Here is a 15,551-nt window from a genome sequence, read left to right as displayed (position 1 = left end):
TCATCCTTTCTACACAACAGATTTGACATCAGGCGCTAAAATTAAAGGTGCCTCTGTCGCCCTTATGACATCTTCCGGCTGATACGGCGGCATGACTTCACGTAAAATGAGCAGCTGCGATTTGACCTCAATGACTGCCATATCCGTTATAATCAGATCCACACAAGACTTAGCAGTTAAGGGCAGTGTGCAAGCAGATTTCACCTTTGACTCACCGTGTTTATCAAGGTGGCTCATCACCACCACAACCTTTTTCGCCTTTTGAGCAAGCTCAATCGCTCCGCCCATCCCAGGCACTCGTTTACCTGGCACAATCCAATTCGCAAGGTCACCCTGACTGCTTACTTCAAGTGCACCTAAAATCGTCATATCCAGCATGCCTTTTCGAATGATGCCAAAAGCGGTCGTGCTGTCCATGTATGAGCCGCCTTTTGTTAACGTAATAGGAAAACCACCGGCATTGCACAAATTCGGATCTTCTTCTCCTTGTGCTGGTGAGGCGCCTGCCCCCATAATGCCGTTTTCTGCATGAAGCCATACGTTGTAATGCGCTGGAATGTAATCAGCCGCAAGGGTTGGGATGCCGATCCCAAGATTGACGATCATGCCATCTTCAATTTCCTGCGCCGCCCGTTTGGCTATGCGATGTCTTAAATCGATGTCTCCCATGCCCATGTCCAGTTCACTCCTTTTGATTGCACGATCTGGTTCACAAATACGCCTGGTGTCACGATTTCCTCTGGATGAAGACTGCCCACAGGCACGATCTCTTCCACTTCCGCAATGGTCCAGTCTCCTGCCATCGCCACAATCGGGTTTGTATTCCGTGCACTTTTATCAAATATCAGATTTCCTGCTTCATCTGCTTTGAAGGCATTCACAATGGCAATATCCGCTGTCAGCGCAGGCTCAAGGATATATGTCTTTCCGTTTAGCGGCACGAGCTGCTTCTCATCGAGATTGAGGCTATCCATGCCGACATCTGTCACAATGCCTGCCAAGCCCATCCCGCCAGCTCGTATTTTTTCTGCTAGAATGCCCTGCGGGTAAAAATGAACGTCTAGTGTACCTGCCTGCATTTTCTGTCCGGCTATTGGATTTGAGCCAATATGAGAAGCAATGATCTTCTTGACTCTTCCTTCTGTGATCAGCCGGCCAACACCTATTTGCGGGAAGCCTGCATCGTTTCCGATCAATGTCAGATCTTTGATATTCGCTTCTAGAATGGCGTCGATCAATGATGGCGGCGACCCTACGCCGCCAAACCCGCCAAACATGATGGTCATGCCGTCCCTAAAATGCGTGATCACTTCATCTACATTCACTGTTTTGTTCATCATCTTTCCTCCCTACATCGCAGATGGGAAAAACCCTCGGTTGATGACTTCTTGTTCGACCTGCGTGATTGTCTGCTCAAATAATTGAATGAGTTCATCCATCTCCTGCTGCGTGATAGAAAGCGGCGGTGCGATCATGACCGCTGCACCTCCCAATCCATCCTCGCCGGCGCTTGCTGGGTATACGAGCAAGCCATTTTGCTTTGCCGTCTCAACGACTAGATTGGTCATCTGTGCATGTGCAGGAAATGGTGTTTTTGATAAGCGGTCTGCGACAAACTCAATGCCAATGAGCAGTCCCTTTCCTCTCACATCTCCTATGATGAAATGGTTTGTTTGCATATCCTTTAAAGCATTCATTAAATAGCGGCCAGACAGATCCGCTCGGTCAGGAAGCTGATGTTTTTTCATATATCGAATGACAGCCAGTGAGACGGCTGCTGAAAGCGGATTGCCGCTATAGGTATGACCTGCCATCACAGATCCGGAACCGCTCAGAATTGGCGCGATGACATGATCCGCTGAGACGGCTGCCGCAATCGGTGAATAGCCAGCACTCATCCCTTTGCCGAGAACCATAATATCTGGTACGACGCCCCAATGCTCCATCGCAAACATTTTCCCAGTTCGTCCAAAGCCTGTCATGACTTCGTCTGCAATCATTAAAATATCGTTTTCCTCACAGACACGCTTCATTGCTTCAAAATATCCGTCTGGCGGTACTAGAGCCGCTCCCGATGCTCCGACAATCGGCTCTGCAATAAAAGCGGCAATCCTCTCTTTTCCTATACGCTGAATGACGGTTTTAAATTCCTGGACATACCATTCAACCTGCTTGCCCTCTTCCTTCGGCAGCCATGAACGATAGCTATATGGCGGAGACAGCACTGGGTTCTTTTCGAGCAATGGTTCAAAGCGCTCTCTCCTTGCAATATGTCCGGACATTGACAGCGCACCGAGGGTGATGCCGTGATAACTCATCCATCGTGAAATAATGTGATTCTTCTCAGCCTTTCCCTGCTCCTGCCAATGCTGAATAGCAATTTTCATAGCCGTTTCCGTTGCCTCTGATCCGCTTCCGACAAAAAAAGACCAGTTCAGGTTACCTGGACAAAGCGTACTCAATTCATAGGCAAGTTCTTCTGCTGGTTCATTTGTGAATTGTGATCTGTACGTAAAGCTCACTTTTTCCGCTTGCTCGGTCATGGCATCAATGATTTCACGTATGCCATGTCCAATACTTGCCGTGACAGCCCCCGATGAGCCATCTATATATTTTTTTCCGTCCCGATCATATAAATAAATTCCCTCTCCTTTCACAGCCACAGGATAATGCTGATTCAACATCGGTTTGATTAAGTAATCCCGGGTCTCCACTTTGCCATTCCTCCCTCTCTCGTCAGCAGCTGCCTCTTTCTTTTTCATGAATCGCAAGAAAATTTTGTATACTTGTTATAAGATTAGCTTAATCAAGAGGGCAGTCATCCTCCATTCGCCACATGCCCGAATTTCAGACGCATTTTTTATACATCGTGTATAAGAGTGTTCAAAAGGAGGTCATGAGTCTATGGCGATTCTCGTCAAAGATGCACTTTCGCTCGATATCATGAAGGGAACAAAGCTGCTTGCTGGAGGAAATGGACTGGATCGCCTCATTCAGTGGGTGACCATCGTGGAAATCATCGAGGACACGTCGAGGCTTTCCGAAGGGGAATTACTCGTCACAACCGGATTTGGGCTTGCAGAAAATAAGGAAAGGCGCATACGGCTTGAGGAATTGATTCAATCTCAAAGGCTATCAGCTATCGCCATTTATAAAGGTGTGTACTTAAGCGACATTCCAACATCACTCATTCAAGCGGCGAAAAATAGCGGCATTCCGCTCATCGAGATTCCGCCACACATCAATTTCTCAGATATTACAAAAGCCGTGTTAGAACAAATCGTGAGTAGCCAGCTTCATCAGCTTAAATATTCATCCGCGATTCATCAAAGACTGACCCAATTAAATGTAAGGAATAAAAATGTGACGCAAATTACAGAGGAACTGGCACATCTCACTGCAGCGAACATTGTCGTTCTTGATGTCTTTTTACATCAAACAGCGGCTCATCTCATAAAAGATGAAGTGACGTACTCTCCTGTTTTTGGCTTTCTGACAGATCATGAACCAATTGAAACCATGCCCCTTCTCAAGCAGGCAGAGGAAAAAGGGCGGCTCGTCTATGACACGTGCGGAGCATTTGTCCTCGCCGCATGTCCGGTGATTGCGATGGGTGATATTTTCGGGTTTATTGTGTCTTTAAAGAAAAAGGATACGTGGCATCATCTCGACGCGATTGCGATCGAGCATGCCGGGGCCGTGTATGCGATTGAATGGCTGAAGCAAAAAGCCATTCAAGATACAGAAAACCAAATGCAGGGACATTTGTTAGATGATATTTTGCAGCAGCAATATACAGAAGAAAGCTACGTGGTCGAACAAGCAACAAAACTGCAATATGATATGAGCGAGGAGCAGGTGGTGATCTACTTTCAATTCCAGCATCAGCACACACAGTTCGATCACCAAATGATGCAGCGTCTATCGCAATTACTCACCTCGATCTTTGAACGCAGACATATTCCTTTTTTACTAAAGACGAGACTCGATTCCATTTTTGTCCTAACACCCGCAGGAAAAAAAGCGTTTCAAGAAGCGGAATGGTATCGCGCAGCAGAGGAGTGCCGGAGTACTTGGTCTTATTTTTTCCCCGTCCATCCGATTGTCATTGGCATTGGGAGAGCCTATGACCAGATCAGTCTCTTTGCAAAAAGCGCAAAGGAAGCGCAGTATGCAGCAAGGCTTCTTCCGCTTTTAAAAACAGACGAAAGCATCATTCATTATCAAAAGCTCGGCTTATATGGGATGCTTCTTGAAATGAATGAAGCGGGTATGAATTTGCATGATTTTTACGTGGAGCTGTTAAGTCCTTTGCTTTATACGAAAAAACAAGGGGCTGACCTGATTCATACACTCGAAGTGTATTTGGCACACAATGAAAATATTCAAAAATCTGCGGGAGAATTGTTTATTCACAGACATACCTTAAGCTACCGGCTGAAACAAATTGAAACGAGAACAGGCTGCAGCCTCAAATCCACTGATGATCGGATGAAGCTGCAGCTCAGTATCATGGCATACCGCCTATCTGGTCTGCTTGATCAGATGAGAACCATTTCATGATTCATTTGGTGTTTTGACCCATAGATTCATATCTTCAATTTTGTCAAAAATATAGCAGTTGTTTTGGAAGCGCCCGGTATACGTATAACCAAGCTGATAAAACACTTGATTCATTCCATAGGACAGTGCACGTGCAAGAGAATAAAAGACATAGATATGCATCGACTGGAGTTCCTTTTCAAGTGCTAGAATCAAATGATGCATGAATCCTAGTTTTCTATATGAAGGAAGGGTCGCACAGTCTGTTAATTCTGCATGACCATACGGCGCATTGATTTCAGCGGATGCTGCACTCACAATGTGTCCGTCATGTTCAACAACATAAAAAATTGTCCCTTCCTCCATTACCTTTTGAATATAATCTGACTCGTTCATTGGCGTGGGATACGTTTCAAAGACGGTATCATAGAGCTTTGCCAGCTTGTGAATATCCTTCGGTTCGGCTTTCCTCATCACATACTCATCCTGCCATGCGATTTGATCTTTTTTCACTTGCTTCTCTTGAATAGACGCAACCATTTCATCTTCCTTCAGCCAATAGGGGCTGTTCATCCGATCTTCGGTCAGAAAAAGCGACATGCCGTACGCATCACTTCCCAGAAAATAATGAGAAAACACCCCTTCAAGCCGAAAGCCTTTTTCTAAAAAAAGCGGCACATGCTCACGTCTTACTTTCACAATGACCTTAGAAGCCTTACAGGCCGCCGCTTCCTGAAGAACGGATTGAATGACATCCCGCACCCTCCCACTATAATCATCTAATCGGATTCGCTCATTAAATGAATCAATACAGATCAAGGCAGAAAAACGCTCGTTTGCAAGTTTCTTCAATTGCACCATACACTCATTCCTCTCTTAGCTAATGAAAAACTTCCAAATTAAAAATGCAGAAATAGCGATGCCAGAAAAAATCGAAATGATCATATAGCTAATGGCTAAGCTTTTTTTCAATTTATTTTGCTTAATGGCAATCAACATGATGTTATTTATAGTTATTAGAAATAAAATAAGTATGACGATTGCAAAGATAATAAATGCTTTGATTTCCATGTTTCCTCCCTATATCTATTCGTGATCCCATACTACTTCTTCATTTTCAATCGGCATCCCTTCTCATGAACAAAAAACACCTTTCCATCTCGTCAGATAGAAAGGTGTTTTGATTAAACGGTTTTCCCCGCAGCCTTCAGCGCACGGGCACCAATGTCACGGCGATAAAATAGACCTGGCTGAATGATTTCTTCAACCGCTTCATACACTCTTGATCTTGCCGCTTCAAATGTGTCGTCAAATGCCGTCACATTTGCTACACGGCCGCCATTTGTGACGAATTGATCGTTTTCTTTTTTTGTTCCTGCGTGGAAGGTCACGACATCAGAGACCGTTGTTTGCAAAGCGCCGATTGGCGCGCCTTTTGCGTAGTCCTCCGGGTATCCTTCTGAAGCAAGAACCACACTGACAGCCGCAGTGTCTTTCCACTGTAAGTCCACATCTTTTCCATCTAGAATATCGAGGAATACTTGGACTAGATCTGATTCAAGACGAGGGAGAACAACCTGCGTTTCGGGATCGCCAAAGCGTGCATTGAATTCAATGACCTTTGAGCCTTCTGGTGTCAGCATTAAGCCTGCATATAAAATGCCTGTAAACGGACGCTCTTCCTGCACCATTGCGCGAGCAGCCGGTTTGACGACATCTTCAACAGCTTTTTGGACAACTTCATCTGAAATTTGCGGAACTGGTGAATAAGCGCCCATTCCGCCGGTATTCGGTCCTTTGTCATCTTCAAATGCCCGTTTGTGATCTTGCGCGATCACCATTGGGTACACCTTTTCTCCATTAACAAAGGCCATCAGTGAAAATTCCTCGCCTGTTAAAAATTCCTCGATGACGACAGAAGCACTTGCATCGCCAAACTTTTCATCCTCTAAAAAGTCGTGCAGACAGTCGATCGCCTCTTCAAGTGTCATCGCAACGGTCACGCCTTTTCCTGCTGCAAGACCGTCTGCTTTAATGACAATCGGCGCACCCTTTTCTTCCACATAAGCCTTCGCTTCTTCAAACGATGTGAAGGTAGCGTAAGCGGCGGTCGGGATCTCATAGTTTTTCATTAAGTCTTTTGCAAATTCCTTTGAGCCTTCAATAACCGCAGCTTTTGCATTTGGTCCAAATACCTTTAGACCTGCCTCTTCAAATGCATCGACGACACCTGCAATTAAAGGAACCTCTGGACCGACAATCGTTAAGCCGATTTTATTGTCTTTTGCAAAACGAATTAACGCCTCATGATCACCTTCGTCGATTGGGACAAGTTTCGCAGCATCTGTCATTCCATCATTGCCGGGTGCGACAAATACTTGGCTGACAAGTTCACTTTGGTTCACTTTCCATGCGATGGTATGCTCTCTTCCGCCTCTGCCGATAATTAATACGTTCACACTGTCATCCCCTTAATGTTTGAAATGTCTAACGCCAGTGAAGACCATGGCGATGCCGTATTCATCTGCTTTTTGAATTGATTCTTCATCACGAATGGAACCACCTGGCTGGATGATCGCTGTAACGCCTGCCTTCGCAGCAGCTTCCACTGTATCGCCCATTGGGAAGAACGCATCAGAGCCTAGAGCGCTTCCTTTCGCCTTTTCGCCTGCTTGCTTAATCGCAATGTTTGCTGAGCCGACACGGTTCATTTGACCAGCACCGATACCTGCTGTCATTTGATCCTTCGCAAGGACAATCGCATTTGATTTCACATGCTTGACGACTTTCCATGCAAGCTTTAAATCTTTCCATTCGTCTTCTGTTGGTTCTCTTTTCGTTGGAATAGAGATGGTTGCTTCCTCTAAGCCGTACGTGTCAATATCCTGCACGAGCAGTCCGCCATGGACACTTGTCAGCTGCTTTTCTTTTTTCTCAAGATTCGCTTCTACATCTAGTGTTAATAGACGAAGGTTCTTTTTCGCTGTTAACACGTCAAGTGCTTCTTGGCTAAAGGATGGGGCGATGACGATTTCTAAGAAAATCGTATGCAGCACCTCAGCTGTTTGTTTGTCTACTTCACGGTTAAGCGCCACAATGCCGCCAAAAATAGAGGTTTCATCTGCTTTGAATGCACGGTCAAAGGCTTCTGCAATCGTTTCTCCTGTACCAACGCCGCACGGATTCATATGTTTTACAGCCACAGCCGCTGGCTCCGTAAATTCACGTACGATTTGAAGAGCTGCATCTGCATCTTTGATGTTGTTGTAGGAAAGCTCTTTTCCGTGTAATTGCGTTGCAGTAGCTAAAGAGCCTTTGCTTGGAAGAGCATTTTCATAGAAAGTCGCCGCTTGGTGCGGGTTTTCTCCATAACGAAGGAATTGTTTTTTCTCAAACGTGACGGTGAACTGCTCTGGCTCCGTTTCGCCAACATAGTTCGTTAAATAATCCGCAATAAGGGCATCATAAGCAGCCGTATGACGGAATACCTTCGCCGCAAGCTCACGTTTTTTCTCTAGCGACACGCCGCCTTCTTTGATTTGCTGAACGACTGTATCATAATCACGAGGATCGACAATCACTGTTACGTCTTGGTGGTTTTTTGATGCCGCACGAAGCATTCCCGGTCCGCCAATATCAATGTTTTCAATCGCTTCTTCATACGTCACATCGTCTTTTGAGATCGTCTCTTTGAATGGATAGAGATTCACGACAACAAGATCAATCGGCTGAATGCCATGCTTTTCAATCTGTGCCATATGCTCATCGTTTTCTCTCACTGCCAATAATCCACCATGAATGTTCGGGTGAAGCGTTTTGAGTCGTCCGTCCATGATTTCAGGGAATCCAGTGACTTCAGAAATCCCAATGACATCAATGCCGTTCTCTTGAAGAAGCTTATGTGTACCTCCAGTTGAAATCACTTCAACGCCAAGTTCTGTTAATTCTTTCACAAAAGGTACAAGATTTGTTTTATCAGAAACACTGATTAATGCGCGTTTGATCGTCATGCCTTCGTCACCTCATTAAGATAATTCTAAAAGTGATTTGATCACTTTTGGATATAGTGTGTGTTCTAGTTCATGCATTCTTTTTTCAATCGATTCAAGGTCTTCCCCTTGTTCAATGTAAATCGCGGCTTGGTCAATAATCGGACCTGTATCCATCCCTTCATCGACAAAATGGACGGTGATGCCTGCCACTTTGACGCCTGCTTGATAGGCTTGTCCAATGGCATCAAGCCCTGGGAAGGCTGGCAGCAAGGATGGGTGGATATTCACGATTTTCCCTCTGTATGCTTCAAGTAATGTCGGACCGATCAGTCTCATATACCCAGCAAGGAAAACCCATTCTACTTCATGAAGCCTCAGTTGTTCGATGATCGTTTGTTCAAAAGCGGCTTTATTCGGAAAAGCCTTCGGGGTAAAAGCAAAGGAGGGAATGCCCTCTTTCTCAGCACGCTCCAGCACCTTTGCACCCGGTTTATCACAAATCACAATGGCGGCTTCAGCCTGCCACCCTTCTTCTTTTAACGTATCTATAATGGCTTGAAAGTTCGTCCCGCTTCCAGAGGCGAAGATCGCAAACTTCTTCATGAGAGGCTTCCACCGCCGAATGTGACACCTTCTCCTTTTTGAACACGTCCGATGAGAAATGCTTTCTCTCCATCTTGTTCAAGCTCACTAATCACATCCACAAGATCGTCCTCTTTTACAGCTAGGACAAAGCCAATGCCCATATTAAACACGTTGAACATCTCTTCTGCCTTCAACTGACCCTTTTCTTGGATAAAGGAGAAAATGGGTGGTACTGGCCATGAGCCGTTATCAATCTCAACGCCAAGACCTTCTGGCAGCATACGTGGTAAATTCTCAATAAAACCGCCGCCTGTCACATGTGCCATGCCGTCAACTTTGCCGGCTTTTACTTGTTTGAGTACGGGCTTCACATAAATTTTTGTCGGTTCAAGAAGCTCTTCACCGAGCGGTCTTGTAAAAGGTTCATACGTTTGGTGCAGGTCAAGACCAGCGTCTTCCAGCAAGACTTTACGAACGAGAGAGTATCCATTGCTATGAATTCCACTTGAGCTGAGTCCAATGAGCAAATGTCCCTCTTTGATGCTGTCTCCTGTCACGATTTCGTCCTTTTCAACGACACCTACCGAAAAACCAGCAATATCATATTCTTCTTCTGTGTAAAGACCTGGCATTTCGGCTGTCTCACCGCCGACAAGTGCTGAACCAGACTGCTCACATCCGTCAGCCACACCTTTGACAATGGATTCAATTTTTACCGGATCTGCTTTTCCAACGGCTAAGTAATCTAAGAAAAAGAGCGGTTCTGCCCCTTGTGCAAGCACATCGTTGACACACATGGCCACGGCATCGACGCCGATCGTATCGTGTTTATCCATTAAAAAGGCAAGCTTTAATTTCGTTCCGACACCATCTGTTCCTGAAACAAGAACGGGCTTTTTGTATGGCAGCTCAGATAGATCAAACATACCGCCAAATCCACCTAGAGCGCCCATGACACCTGCTCGTTTTGTACGTTCTACGTGTGTTTTCATTCGTTTGACGGCTTCGTACACTGCTTCGATGTCGACACCGGCGTTTTTATATGCTTCTGACATCCCATTCACTCCTTTTAGCTGCTGCTTTCCATGTATTGTCGGCAGAATGAAAGAGCAGCATATCAACTCATCTTGACTGCTGCTCCTTTATTCGATTATTTCGTCAGGACTGTTTCCTTCACATGCGGAAGAACTGTATCTTCATATATTTCAGTCGGGTATTTCCCAGTAAAGCATGCTAAACACTGACCGCGTTGCGGATCATCATACTTCCTGCCAATCCCATCCATTAAACCGTCTACAGATAAAAATGCAATGGAGTCTGCACCGATTTCCTGTCTAATTTCTTCCACTGAATGAGAAGAAGCAATCAGCTCTTCGTGTGTGGATGTATCAATTCCATAAAAACACGGGTGTGCGATTGGCGGTGAACTAATGCGTACATGGACTTCCGTCGCACCCGCTTCTCTTAGCATCGTGACAATTCTGCGGCTCGTTGTCCCGCGTACGATGGAATCATCCACCATCACGACACGCTTTCCTTCGACTACACCGCGCACAGCAGACAGCTTCATCCGTACGCCCTGCTCACGCAATGCTTGAGACGGCTGGATAAACGTCCGGCCAACATAACGGTTTTTAATCAAACCGAGCTCATACGGAATACCTGTTGCTTCGGCATATCCAATCGCTGCAGAAATACTGGAATCTGGTACACCTGTCACAACATCTGCTTCGACATGCGCTTCCTCAGCAAGCTTTTTGCCAAGACTCTTTCTCGCACTATGCACATTGATGCCGTTGATATTGCTGTCAGGTCTTGAGAAATAAATGTATTCCATGCTGCACATGCTGCGGTTAATGTTCATCGAGAAGCGTTCAGATTTGAGGCCTTCGTCATTAATGATCAGCATTTCGCCAGGCTCCACATCACGTAAATACGTGGCACCGACGACATCAAATGCACATGTTTCAGAAGCGACAACATAAGCATCCCCAAGCATACCAAGTGAAAGTGGGCGTAAGCCGTTCGGATCAAGCGCCACGATCATTTCTGTTTCCGTCATGATTAAGAAAGCATATGCTCCCTTAAGCATGGACAGTGCATTTTTGATCTGCTCCTTTAATTCCATATGCCCGCTGCGTTTAATTAAATGAGCCAGCACTTCGGTATCAGAAGAGGTCTGAAAAATACTCCCTTGGTTCTCTAGCTGCTGCTTTAACTGCGTTGCATTTACTAAATTCCCATTATGAGCAAGGGCTAGGCTGCCATTGTTTTGCGAACGGAAGAAGAGGGGCTGCACATTTTCAAAGCCGCCTCCGCCTGCTGTCGCATACCGAACGTGTCCAATCGCTCCTCTTCCTTTCAAATCCTTTAGCTCACCGTTTTGAAAGACTTCCGTAATCAGTCCAAGGCCTTTGTGTGACGTCAGGTTCTCACCATCTGTTGCAATGATTCCCGCACCTTCTTGTCCTCGGTGCTGAAGGCTATGCAATCCGTAATATGTGATTTGCGGGGCTTCTTCGTGTCCCCAAACCCCAAAGACACCACACTCTTCATTTAAGCCTCTGATTTCAGCAAGCATGGGATCGCTCCTTTCCATGCACGTTCAAGCTCGTTGACCGCTGCATGAATCCATTGTTGTCCTTCTTGATTTTTGACAGTAAACACACCATCATTTGTAACCGTTCCTACTTCTTTCGCATCTTTGACCGCCGCAGCAAACGCTTCGCGGTGCTCCGGTTTAACTGTGACGACAAAACGTGACTGTGTTTCACTGAATAATGAAGCTTCACTGTTTAAATTGATTTGGATATCTGCACCAAGCCCGTCAGTTCCAAATGTACTTTCAGCAAGTGCTACACCAAGTCCGCCTTCAGATACATCGTGTGCTGATTGAACGAGACCGTTTTGAATCGCGGCTAGCAGAGCTTCTTGACGCGAAAGCTCTACGTTCAAATCAATTTCTGGTGCTTTTCCGTAAATACGGCCTTCTGTCATCTTTTGAAGCTCACTGCCTGCAAATTCTTCCTTCGTCTCACCAATGACGAAAATCACATCGCCAGCCTGCTGGAACGATTGAGTCGTAATATGAGCAGTATCTTCAACCAAACCAACCATCCCAATGACTGGTGTTGGATAAATCGCTGTTCCATTTGATTCATTATATAAAGAGACGTTCCCACCGATAACTGGTGTGCTTAGCGTGCGGCATGCTTCGCTAATCCCGTCAGCAGATTTTTCAATTTGCCAGAAAATTTCTGGTTTCTCCGGGTTACCGAAGTTTAGGTTATCTGTCACTGCTAGTGGACGAGCGCCTGAGCAGACAATGTTACGTGCTGCTTCTGCGACGGCGATTTTCCCGCCGACCTCTGGATCAAGGTAGAGATAGCGTGCGTTACAATCTGTTGTCATCGCTAGGGCTTTTTTCGTTCCGCGAATTCTTAGTACGCCCGCATCAGAGCCCGGTGCAACGACGGTATTTGTCCGAACCATGTAGTCATACTGATCATAGACCCATTCTTTACTTGCAATCGTTGGCTGCTGAAGGAGCTGCTTTAATGTCTGAGCCGCATCTGTGATCGCTGGAGCTTCCACTTTTGTTTCTAAAAACTCACGATAGTATGCAGGCTCGCTTGACGGCTTATGATAAACCGGTGCTTCTTCTGCAAGAGCGTCAACAGGAAGCTCACATACCACTTCCCCTTGATGGAGTAAACGAAGCATTTTATCGTCTGTCACATGACCGACTGATACTGCTTCAAGATCGTATTTTTCGAAAATATCAATGATTTCTTGCTCACGGCCTTTTTCAATGACCAGAAGCATTCTCTCTTGCGATTCAGACAGCATCATTTCGTATGCGGACATGCCTGTTTCACGCTGTGGAATGAGGTCTAGATTCATCTCAATACCAGAACCTGCTTTACTCGCCATTTCCGCACTTGAGCTTGTTAAGCCAGCCGCACCCATATCTTGAATCCCAACGAGCGCATCGTTTTTGATGACTTCAAGGCACGCTTCAAGCAGCAGTTTTTCCATGAATGGATCGCCGACTTGAACAGCTGAACGTTTTTCTTCTGATTCATCGGAAAATTCTTCAGACGCAAATGTTGCACCGTGAATACCGTCACGTCCCGTTTTAGCACCAACGTACATCACCGTGTTGCCGACACCTTTTGCCTGCCCTTTTTTGATGTCCTCATGGTTGATTAATCCAACACACATCGCATTCACAAGCGGATTGCCTTCATAGCTTTGATCAAAATGAACTTCTCCGCCGACTGTAGGAATTCCGATACAGTTTCCATAGCCTGCGATCCCTGCCACTACTTCTTCAAACAAGTACTTCACGCGCGGTGAAGTCAGTTCACCAAAACGAAGAGAGTTTAGTACAGCAATTGGACGCGCACCCATGGAGAATACATCACGGATAATTCCGCCGACACCAGTAGCTGCTCCTTGATACGGTTCAATCGCAGATGGATGGTTATGTGATTCGATTTTAAATACAACCGCTTGGTTGTCTCCAATATCAACGATTCCAGCGCCTTCCCCAGGACCTTGAAGAACATGCTCTCCTTTTGTCGGGAATTTGCTTAAAACAGGCTTTGAGTTTTTATAACTGCAATGCTCTGACCACATGACAGAAAAAATACCCGTTTCTGTGTAGTTTGGCAGCCTGCCAATAATGGATTCGATTAAAGCGAATTCTTCATCACTCAATCCCATTTGCTGATACAATTTCTCTTCTTTAATTTGCTTGTGACTTGGTTCAAGCAGTAGTGACATGAGTGTCCCTCCAATTTTTCACGATAGATTGAAACAATTTAAGTCCGTCTGCGCTGCCTAGTAATGTATCCACCGCGCGCTCAGGGTGCGGCATCATGCCGAGTACATTGCCCTCTTCATTCGTAATACCTGCAATTCGATTGACACTGCCGTTAATATCGTCTCCGTAAGTGAAAGCGATTTGGTTATTTTCAATAAGCTTTGCTAAAGTGCCTTCATCACAGTAGAAGTTGCCTTCACCGTGCGCTACAGGAACCAAAATGGATTCGCCTTTTTGATAGCCGCTTGTAAATTGCGTTTCGTTGTTCTCTACAATGAGTTCAACTGGACGACAGATAAATTTCAAGTCTTTATTTCGTCTCATCGCACCCGGAAGAATGCCAAGCTCCTGAAGAATTTGGAACCCGTTACAAACACCGAGAACAGGTTTTCCTTCCGCAGCTGCTTTTTTCACCGCTGGCATAATGTTTGAAAAGCGAGCAATCGCACCACATCTTAAGTAATCCCCATAAGAGAAACCGCCTGGTACGAGTACACCGTCAAATCCGTCTAGACTCGTTTCGTCGTGCCATACATATTCAACTTGTTCACCTAACTCATCTTGAATCGCATGGTACATATCGATATCACAGTTAGAGCCAGGCAAGACGATCACTGCAAACTTCACTGTGCGACAACCTCCTCCACCTCATAGCGGTAATCTTCAATCACCGTATTGGCCAGTAATTTTTCACACATTTCTTTGACGACTGTGTCTAAATCACGATCTGATTTTTCAATGACAAGCTCCATGTATTTCCCGATACGGACATCCTTTACTTCCTGATAAGACATGCTGTGCAAGGCGTGCTGCACGGCACTTCCTTGTGGATCAAGAACGCTCTCTTTTAAGCTGACAAAAATTTTCACTTTATACATGTTTATGGCCTCCAAGTCTTTTGAAAATTTCTTCGTATGCATTTGTTAAGCCGCCCAGGTTTCGTCTGAACACGTCTTTATCAAGCTTTTCGTTTGTATCTTTGTCCCAAAGCCTGCACGTATCAGGTGAAATCTCATCAGCTAGCAAAATACGATTCTCGTGATCTATTCCGAATTCAAGTTTGAAATCAATTAAATTCACATGGCAGTCTGAGAAGATTTGCTTTAACTCTTCATTTACTTGTCTTGTGATCTGCTTCATTTCCTCGACCTGCTCTGGTGTCGCTGCATCTAAAATGCGAATATGATCTTCTGTAATGAGCGGATCGCCGAGTGCATCATCTTTGTAGTAAAACTCGATCAATGGTGTATCCAGTTTTGTTCCCTCTGGAATGCCAAGGCGCTTTGACATACTGCCTGCCACCACATTTCGTACAACGACTTCAAGCGGCACAATCTGCACCTTTTGAATGAGCTGCTTTGTTTCAGAAAGGCGTTTCACAAAGTGATTGTTGATCCCTTTCTCATGCAGCATTTGAAAGATTAAGCTTGAAATTTCGTTATTCAGTCTGCCCTTGCCTTCGATTTCAGCTTTCTTTTCGCCGTTAAATGCTGTCGCTGAGTCTTTATATTCGACATATAGAATATGCTCGTCATCGGTCTGATAGATTTTTTTCGCTTTGCCTTCGTAGAGAAGTTCTTGTTTCACAGTCATTCAGGTTGGCC

15 protein-coding genes are annotated in these 15,551 nt (G+C 45.3%); 1 reads left to right on the top strand and 14 read right to left on the bottom strand.

The features are described from left to right. Positions 1–9 precede the first annotated feature (9 nt). From MKY83_RS03275 to MKY83_RS03265, 3 genes are read right to left on the bottom strand one after another with little or no spacing between them, the layout of a single operon-like run. Complete coding sequence (locus MKY83_RS03275; protein ID WP_003213973.1) at positions 10–675, bottom strand: 3-oxoacid CoA-transferase subunit B; 666 nt, start codon at positions 673–675, stop codon at positions 10–12. Next, positions 651–1,337 (bottom strand): CoA transferase subunit A, encoded by a 687-nt coding sequence (locus MKY83_RS03270; RefSeq protein WP_081277220.1) that lies wholly within the window; start codon positions 1,335–1,337, stop codon positions 651–653. The genes MKY83_RS03275 and MKY83_RS03270 overlap by 25 nt, the downstream gene beginning before the upstream one ends. 12 nt (positions 1,338–1,349) lie before the next feature. Continuing rightward, positions 1,350–2,714 (bottom strand): aspartate aminotransferase family protein, encoded by a 1,365-nt coding sequence (locus MKY83_RS03265; RefSeq protein WP_106067425.1) that lies wholly within the window; start codon positions 2,712–2,714, stop codon positions 1,350–1,352. Between the two features lie 190 nt (positions 2,715–2,904). Here MKY83_RS03265 and MKY83_RS03260 point away from each other — a divergent pair, with 190 nt between their 5' ends. Then, positions 2,905–4,563 (top strand): PucR family transcriptional regulator ligand-binding domain-containing protein, encoded by a 1,659-nt coding sequence (locus tag MKY83_RS03260; protein WP_342488152.1) that lies wholly within the window; start codon positions 2,905–2,907, stop codon positions 4,561–4,563. Here MKY83_RS03260 and ablB read toward each other — a convergent pair. The 11 genes from ablB to purC all read right to left on the bottom strand — a co-directional run bounded on the left by ablB (position 4,558) and on the right by purC (position 15,540). Next, on the bottom strand, positions 4,558–5,403 hold the full coding sequence (gene ablB, locus MKY83_RS03255; protein WP_342488151.1) for a putative beta-lysine N-acetyltransferase: 846 nt from the start codon (positions 5,401–5,403) through the stop codon (positions 4,558–4,560). The genes MKY83_RS03260 and ablB overlap by 6 nt on opposite strands. A gap of 15 nt (positions 5,404–5,418) precedes the next feature. Continuing rightward, entirely contained in the window at positions 5,419–5,613 is a 195-nt protein-coding gene (locus tag MKY83_RS03250; protein WP_106066658.1) for a hypothetical protein, read from the bottom strand. Between the two features lie 113 nt (positions 5,614–5,726). After that, positions 5,727–7,001, bottom strand: coding sequence for a phosphoribosylamine--glycine ligase (gene purD, locus MKY83_RS03245; protein ID WP_342488150.1), 1,275 nt, complete (start codon positions 6,999–7,001; stop codon positions 5,727–5,729). A 12-nt stretch (positions 7,002–7,013) separates the two neighbouring features. Then, positions 7,014–8,552: a bifunctional phosphoribosylaminoimidazolecarboxamide formyltransferase/IMP cyclohydrolase gene (gene purH / locus MKY83_RS03240; RefSeq protein ID WP_342488149.1), complete on the bottom strand. Its 1,539-nt coding sequence runs from the start codon at positions 8,550–8,552 to the stop codon at positions 7,014–7,016. Positions 8,553–8,567: 15 nt separating this feature from the next. Further along, entirely contained in the window at positions 8,568–9,137 is a 570-nt protein-coding gene (purN, locus tag MKY83_RS03235; protein ID WP_342488148.1) for a phosphoribosylglycinamide formyltransferase, read from the bottom strand. Beyond that, on the bottom strand, positions 9,134–10,174 hold the full coding sequence (gene purM / locus MKY83_RS03230; protein ID WP_342488147.1) for a phosphoribosylformylglycinamidine cyclo-ligase: 1,041 nt from the start codon (positions 10,172–10,174) through the stop codon (positions 9,134–9,136). Before purM ends, purN begins: the two co-directional genes overlap by 4 nt. A gap of 95 nt (positions 10,175–10,269) precedes the next feature. After that, positions 10,270–11,700, bottom strand: a complete 1,431-nt coding sequence (gene purF, locus MKY83_RS03225) for an amidophosphoribosyltransferase (protein ID WP_111912232.1) — start codon at positions 11,698–11,700, stop codon at positions 10,270–10,272. Further along, complete coding sequence (gene purL, locus MKY83_RS03220; protein WP_265208822.1) at positions 11,676–13,907, bottom strand: phosphoribosylformylglycinamidine synthase subunit PurL; 2,232 nt, start codon at positions 13,905–13,907, stop codon at positions 11,676–11,678. The genes purF and purL overlap by 25 nt, the downstream gene beginning before the upstream one ends. Beyond that, positions 13,891–14,574: a phosphoribosylformylglycinamidine synthase subunit PurQ gene (gene purQ, locus MKY83_RS03215; protein ID WP_065099147.1), complete on the bottom strand. Its 684-nt coding sequence runs from the start codon at positions 14,572–14,574 to the stop codon at positions 13,891–13,893. The genes purL and purQ overlap by 17 nt, the downstream gene beginning before the upstream one ends. Continuing rightward, positions 14,571–14,825, bottom strand: coding sequence for a phosphoribosylformylglycinamidine synthase subunit PurS (purS, locus tag MKY83_RS03210; RefSeq protein ID WP_003214349.1), 255 nt, complete (start codon positions 14,823–14,825; stop codon positions 14,571–14,573). The genes purQ and purS overlap by 4 nt, the downstream gene beginning before the upstream one ends. Next, positions 14,818–15,540, bottom strand: coding sequence for a phosphoribosylaminoimidazolesuccinocarboxamide synthase (gene purC / locus MKY83_RS03205; RefSeq protein WP_044141517.1), 723 nt, complete (start codon positions 15,538–15,540; stop codon positions 14,818–14,820). The genes purS and purC overlap by 8 nt, the downstream gene beginning before the upstream one ends. Positions 15,541–15,551: the final 11 nt, after the last annotated feature.

This window comes from Bacillus sp. FSL M8-0266, assembly GCF_038613425.1.
Lineage (GTDB): Bacteria > Bacillota > Bacilli > Bacillales > Bacillaceae > Bacillus > Bacillus pumilus.
Note: the sequence above shows the minus strand (reverse complement) of the source record. Positions and strands in the feature narration are given on the sequence as shown.

Excerpts from the sequence above, each read along its gene's own strand:
- purN (WP_342488148.1), bottom strand. The coding sequence starts at position 9,137 with ATGAAGAAGTTTGCGATCTTCGCCTCTGGAAGCGGGACGAACTTTCAA.
- purH (WP_342488149.1), bottom strand. The coding sequence starts at position 8,552 with ATGACGATCAAACGCGCATTAATCAGTGTTTCTGATAAAACAAATCTT.
- MKY83_RS03250 (WP_106066658.1), bottom strand. The coding sequence starts at position 5,613 with ATGGAAATCAAAGCATTTATTATCTTTGCAATCGTCATACTTATTTTA.
- ablB (WP_342488151.1), bottom strand. The coding sequence starts at position 5,403 with ATGGTGCAATTGAAGAAACTTGCAAACGAGCGTTTTTCTGCCTTGATC.
- purC (WP_044141517.1), bottom strand. The coding sequence starts at position 15,540 with ATGACTGTGAAACAAGAACTTCTCTACGAAGGCAAAGCGAAAAAAATC.
- purL (WP_265208822.1), bottom strand. The coding sequence starts at position 13,907 with ATGTCACTACTGCTTGAACCAAGTCACAAGCAAATTAAAGAAGAGAAA.
- purS (WP_003214349.1), bottom strand. The coding sequence starts at position 14,825 with ATGTATAAAGTGAAAATTTTTGTCAGCTTAAAAGAGAGCGTTCTTGAT.
- purF (WP_111912232.1), bottom strand. The coding sequence starts at position 11,700 with ATGCTTGCTGAAATCAGAGGCTTAAATGAAGAGTGTGGTGTCTTTGGG.
- MKY83_RS03275 (WP_003213973.1), bottom strand. The coding sequence starts at position 675 with ATGGGCATGGGAGACATCGATTTAAGACATCGCATAGCCAAACGGGCG.
- MKY83_RS03270 (WP_081277220.1), bottom strand. The coding sequence starts at position 1,337 with ATGAACAAAACAGTGAATGTAGATGAAGTGATCACGCATTTTAGGGAC.
- purM (WP_342488147.1), bottom strand. The coding sequence starts at position 10,174 with ATGTCAGAAGCATATAAAAACGCCGGTGTCGACATCGAAGCAGTGTAC.
- MKY83_RS03260 (WP_342488152.1), top strand. The coding sequence starts at position 2,905 with ATGGCGATTCTCGTCAAAGATGCACTTTCGCTCGATATCATGAAGGGA.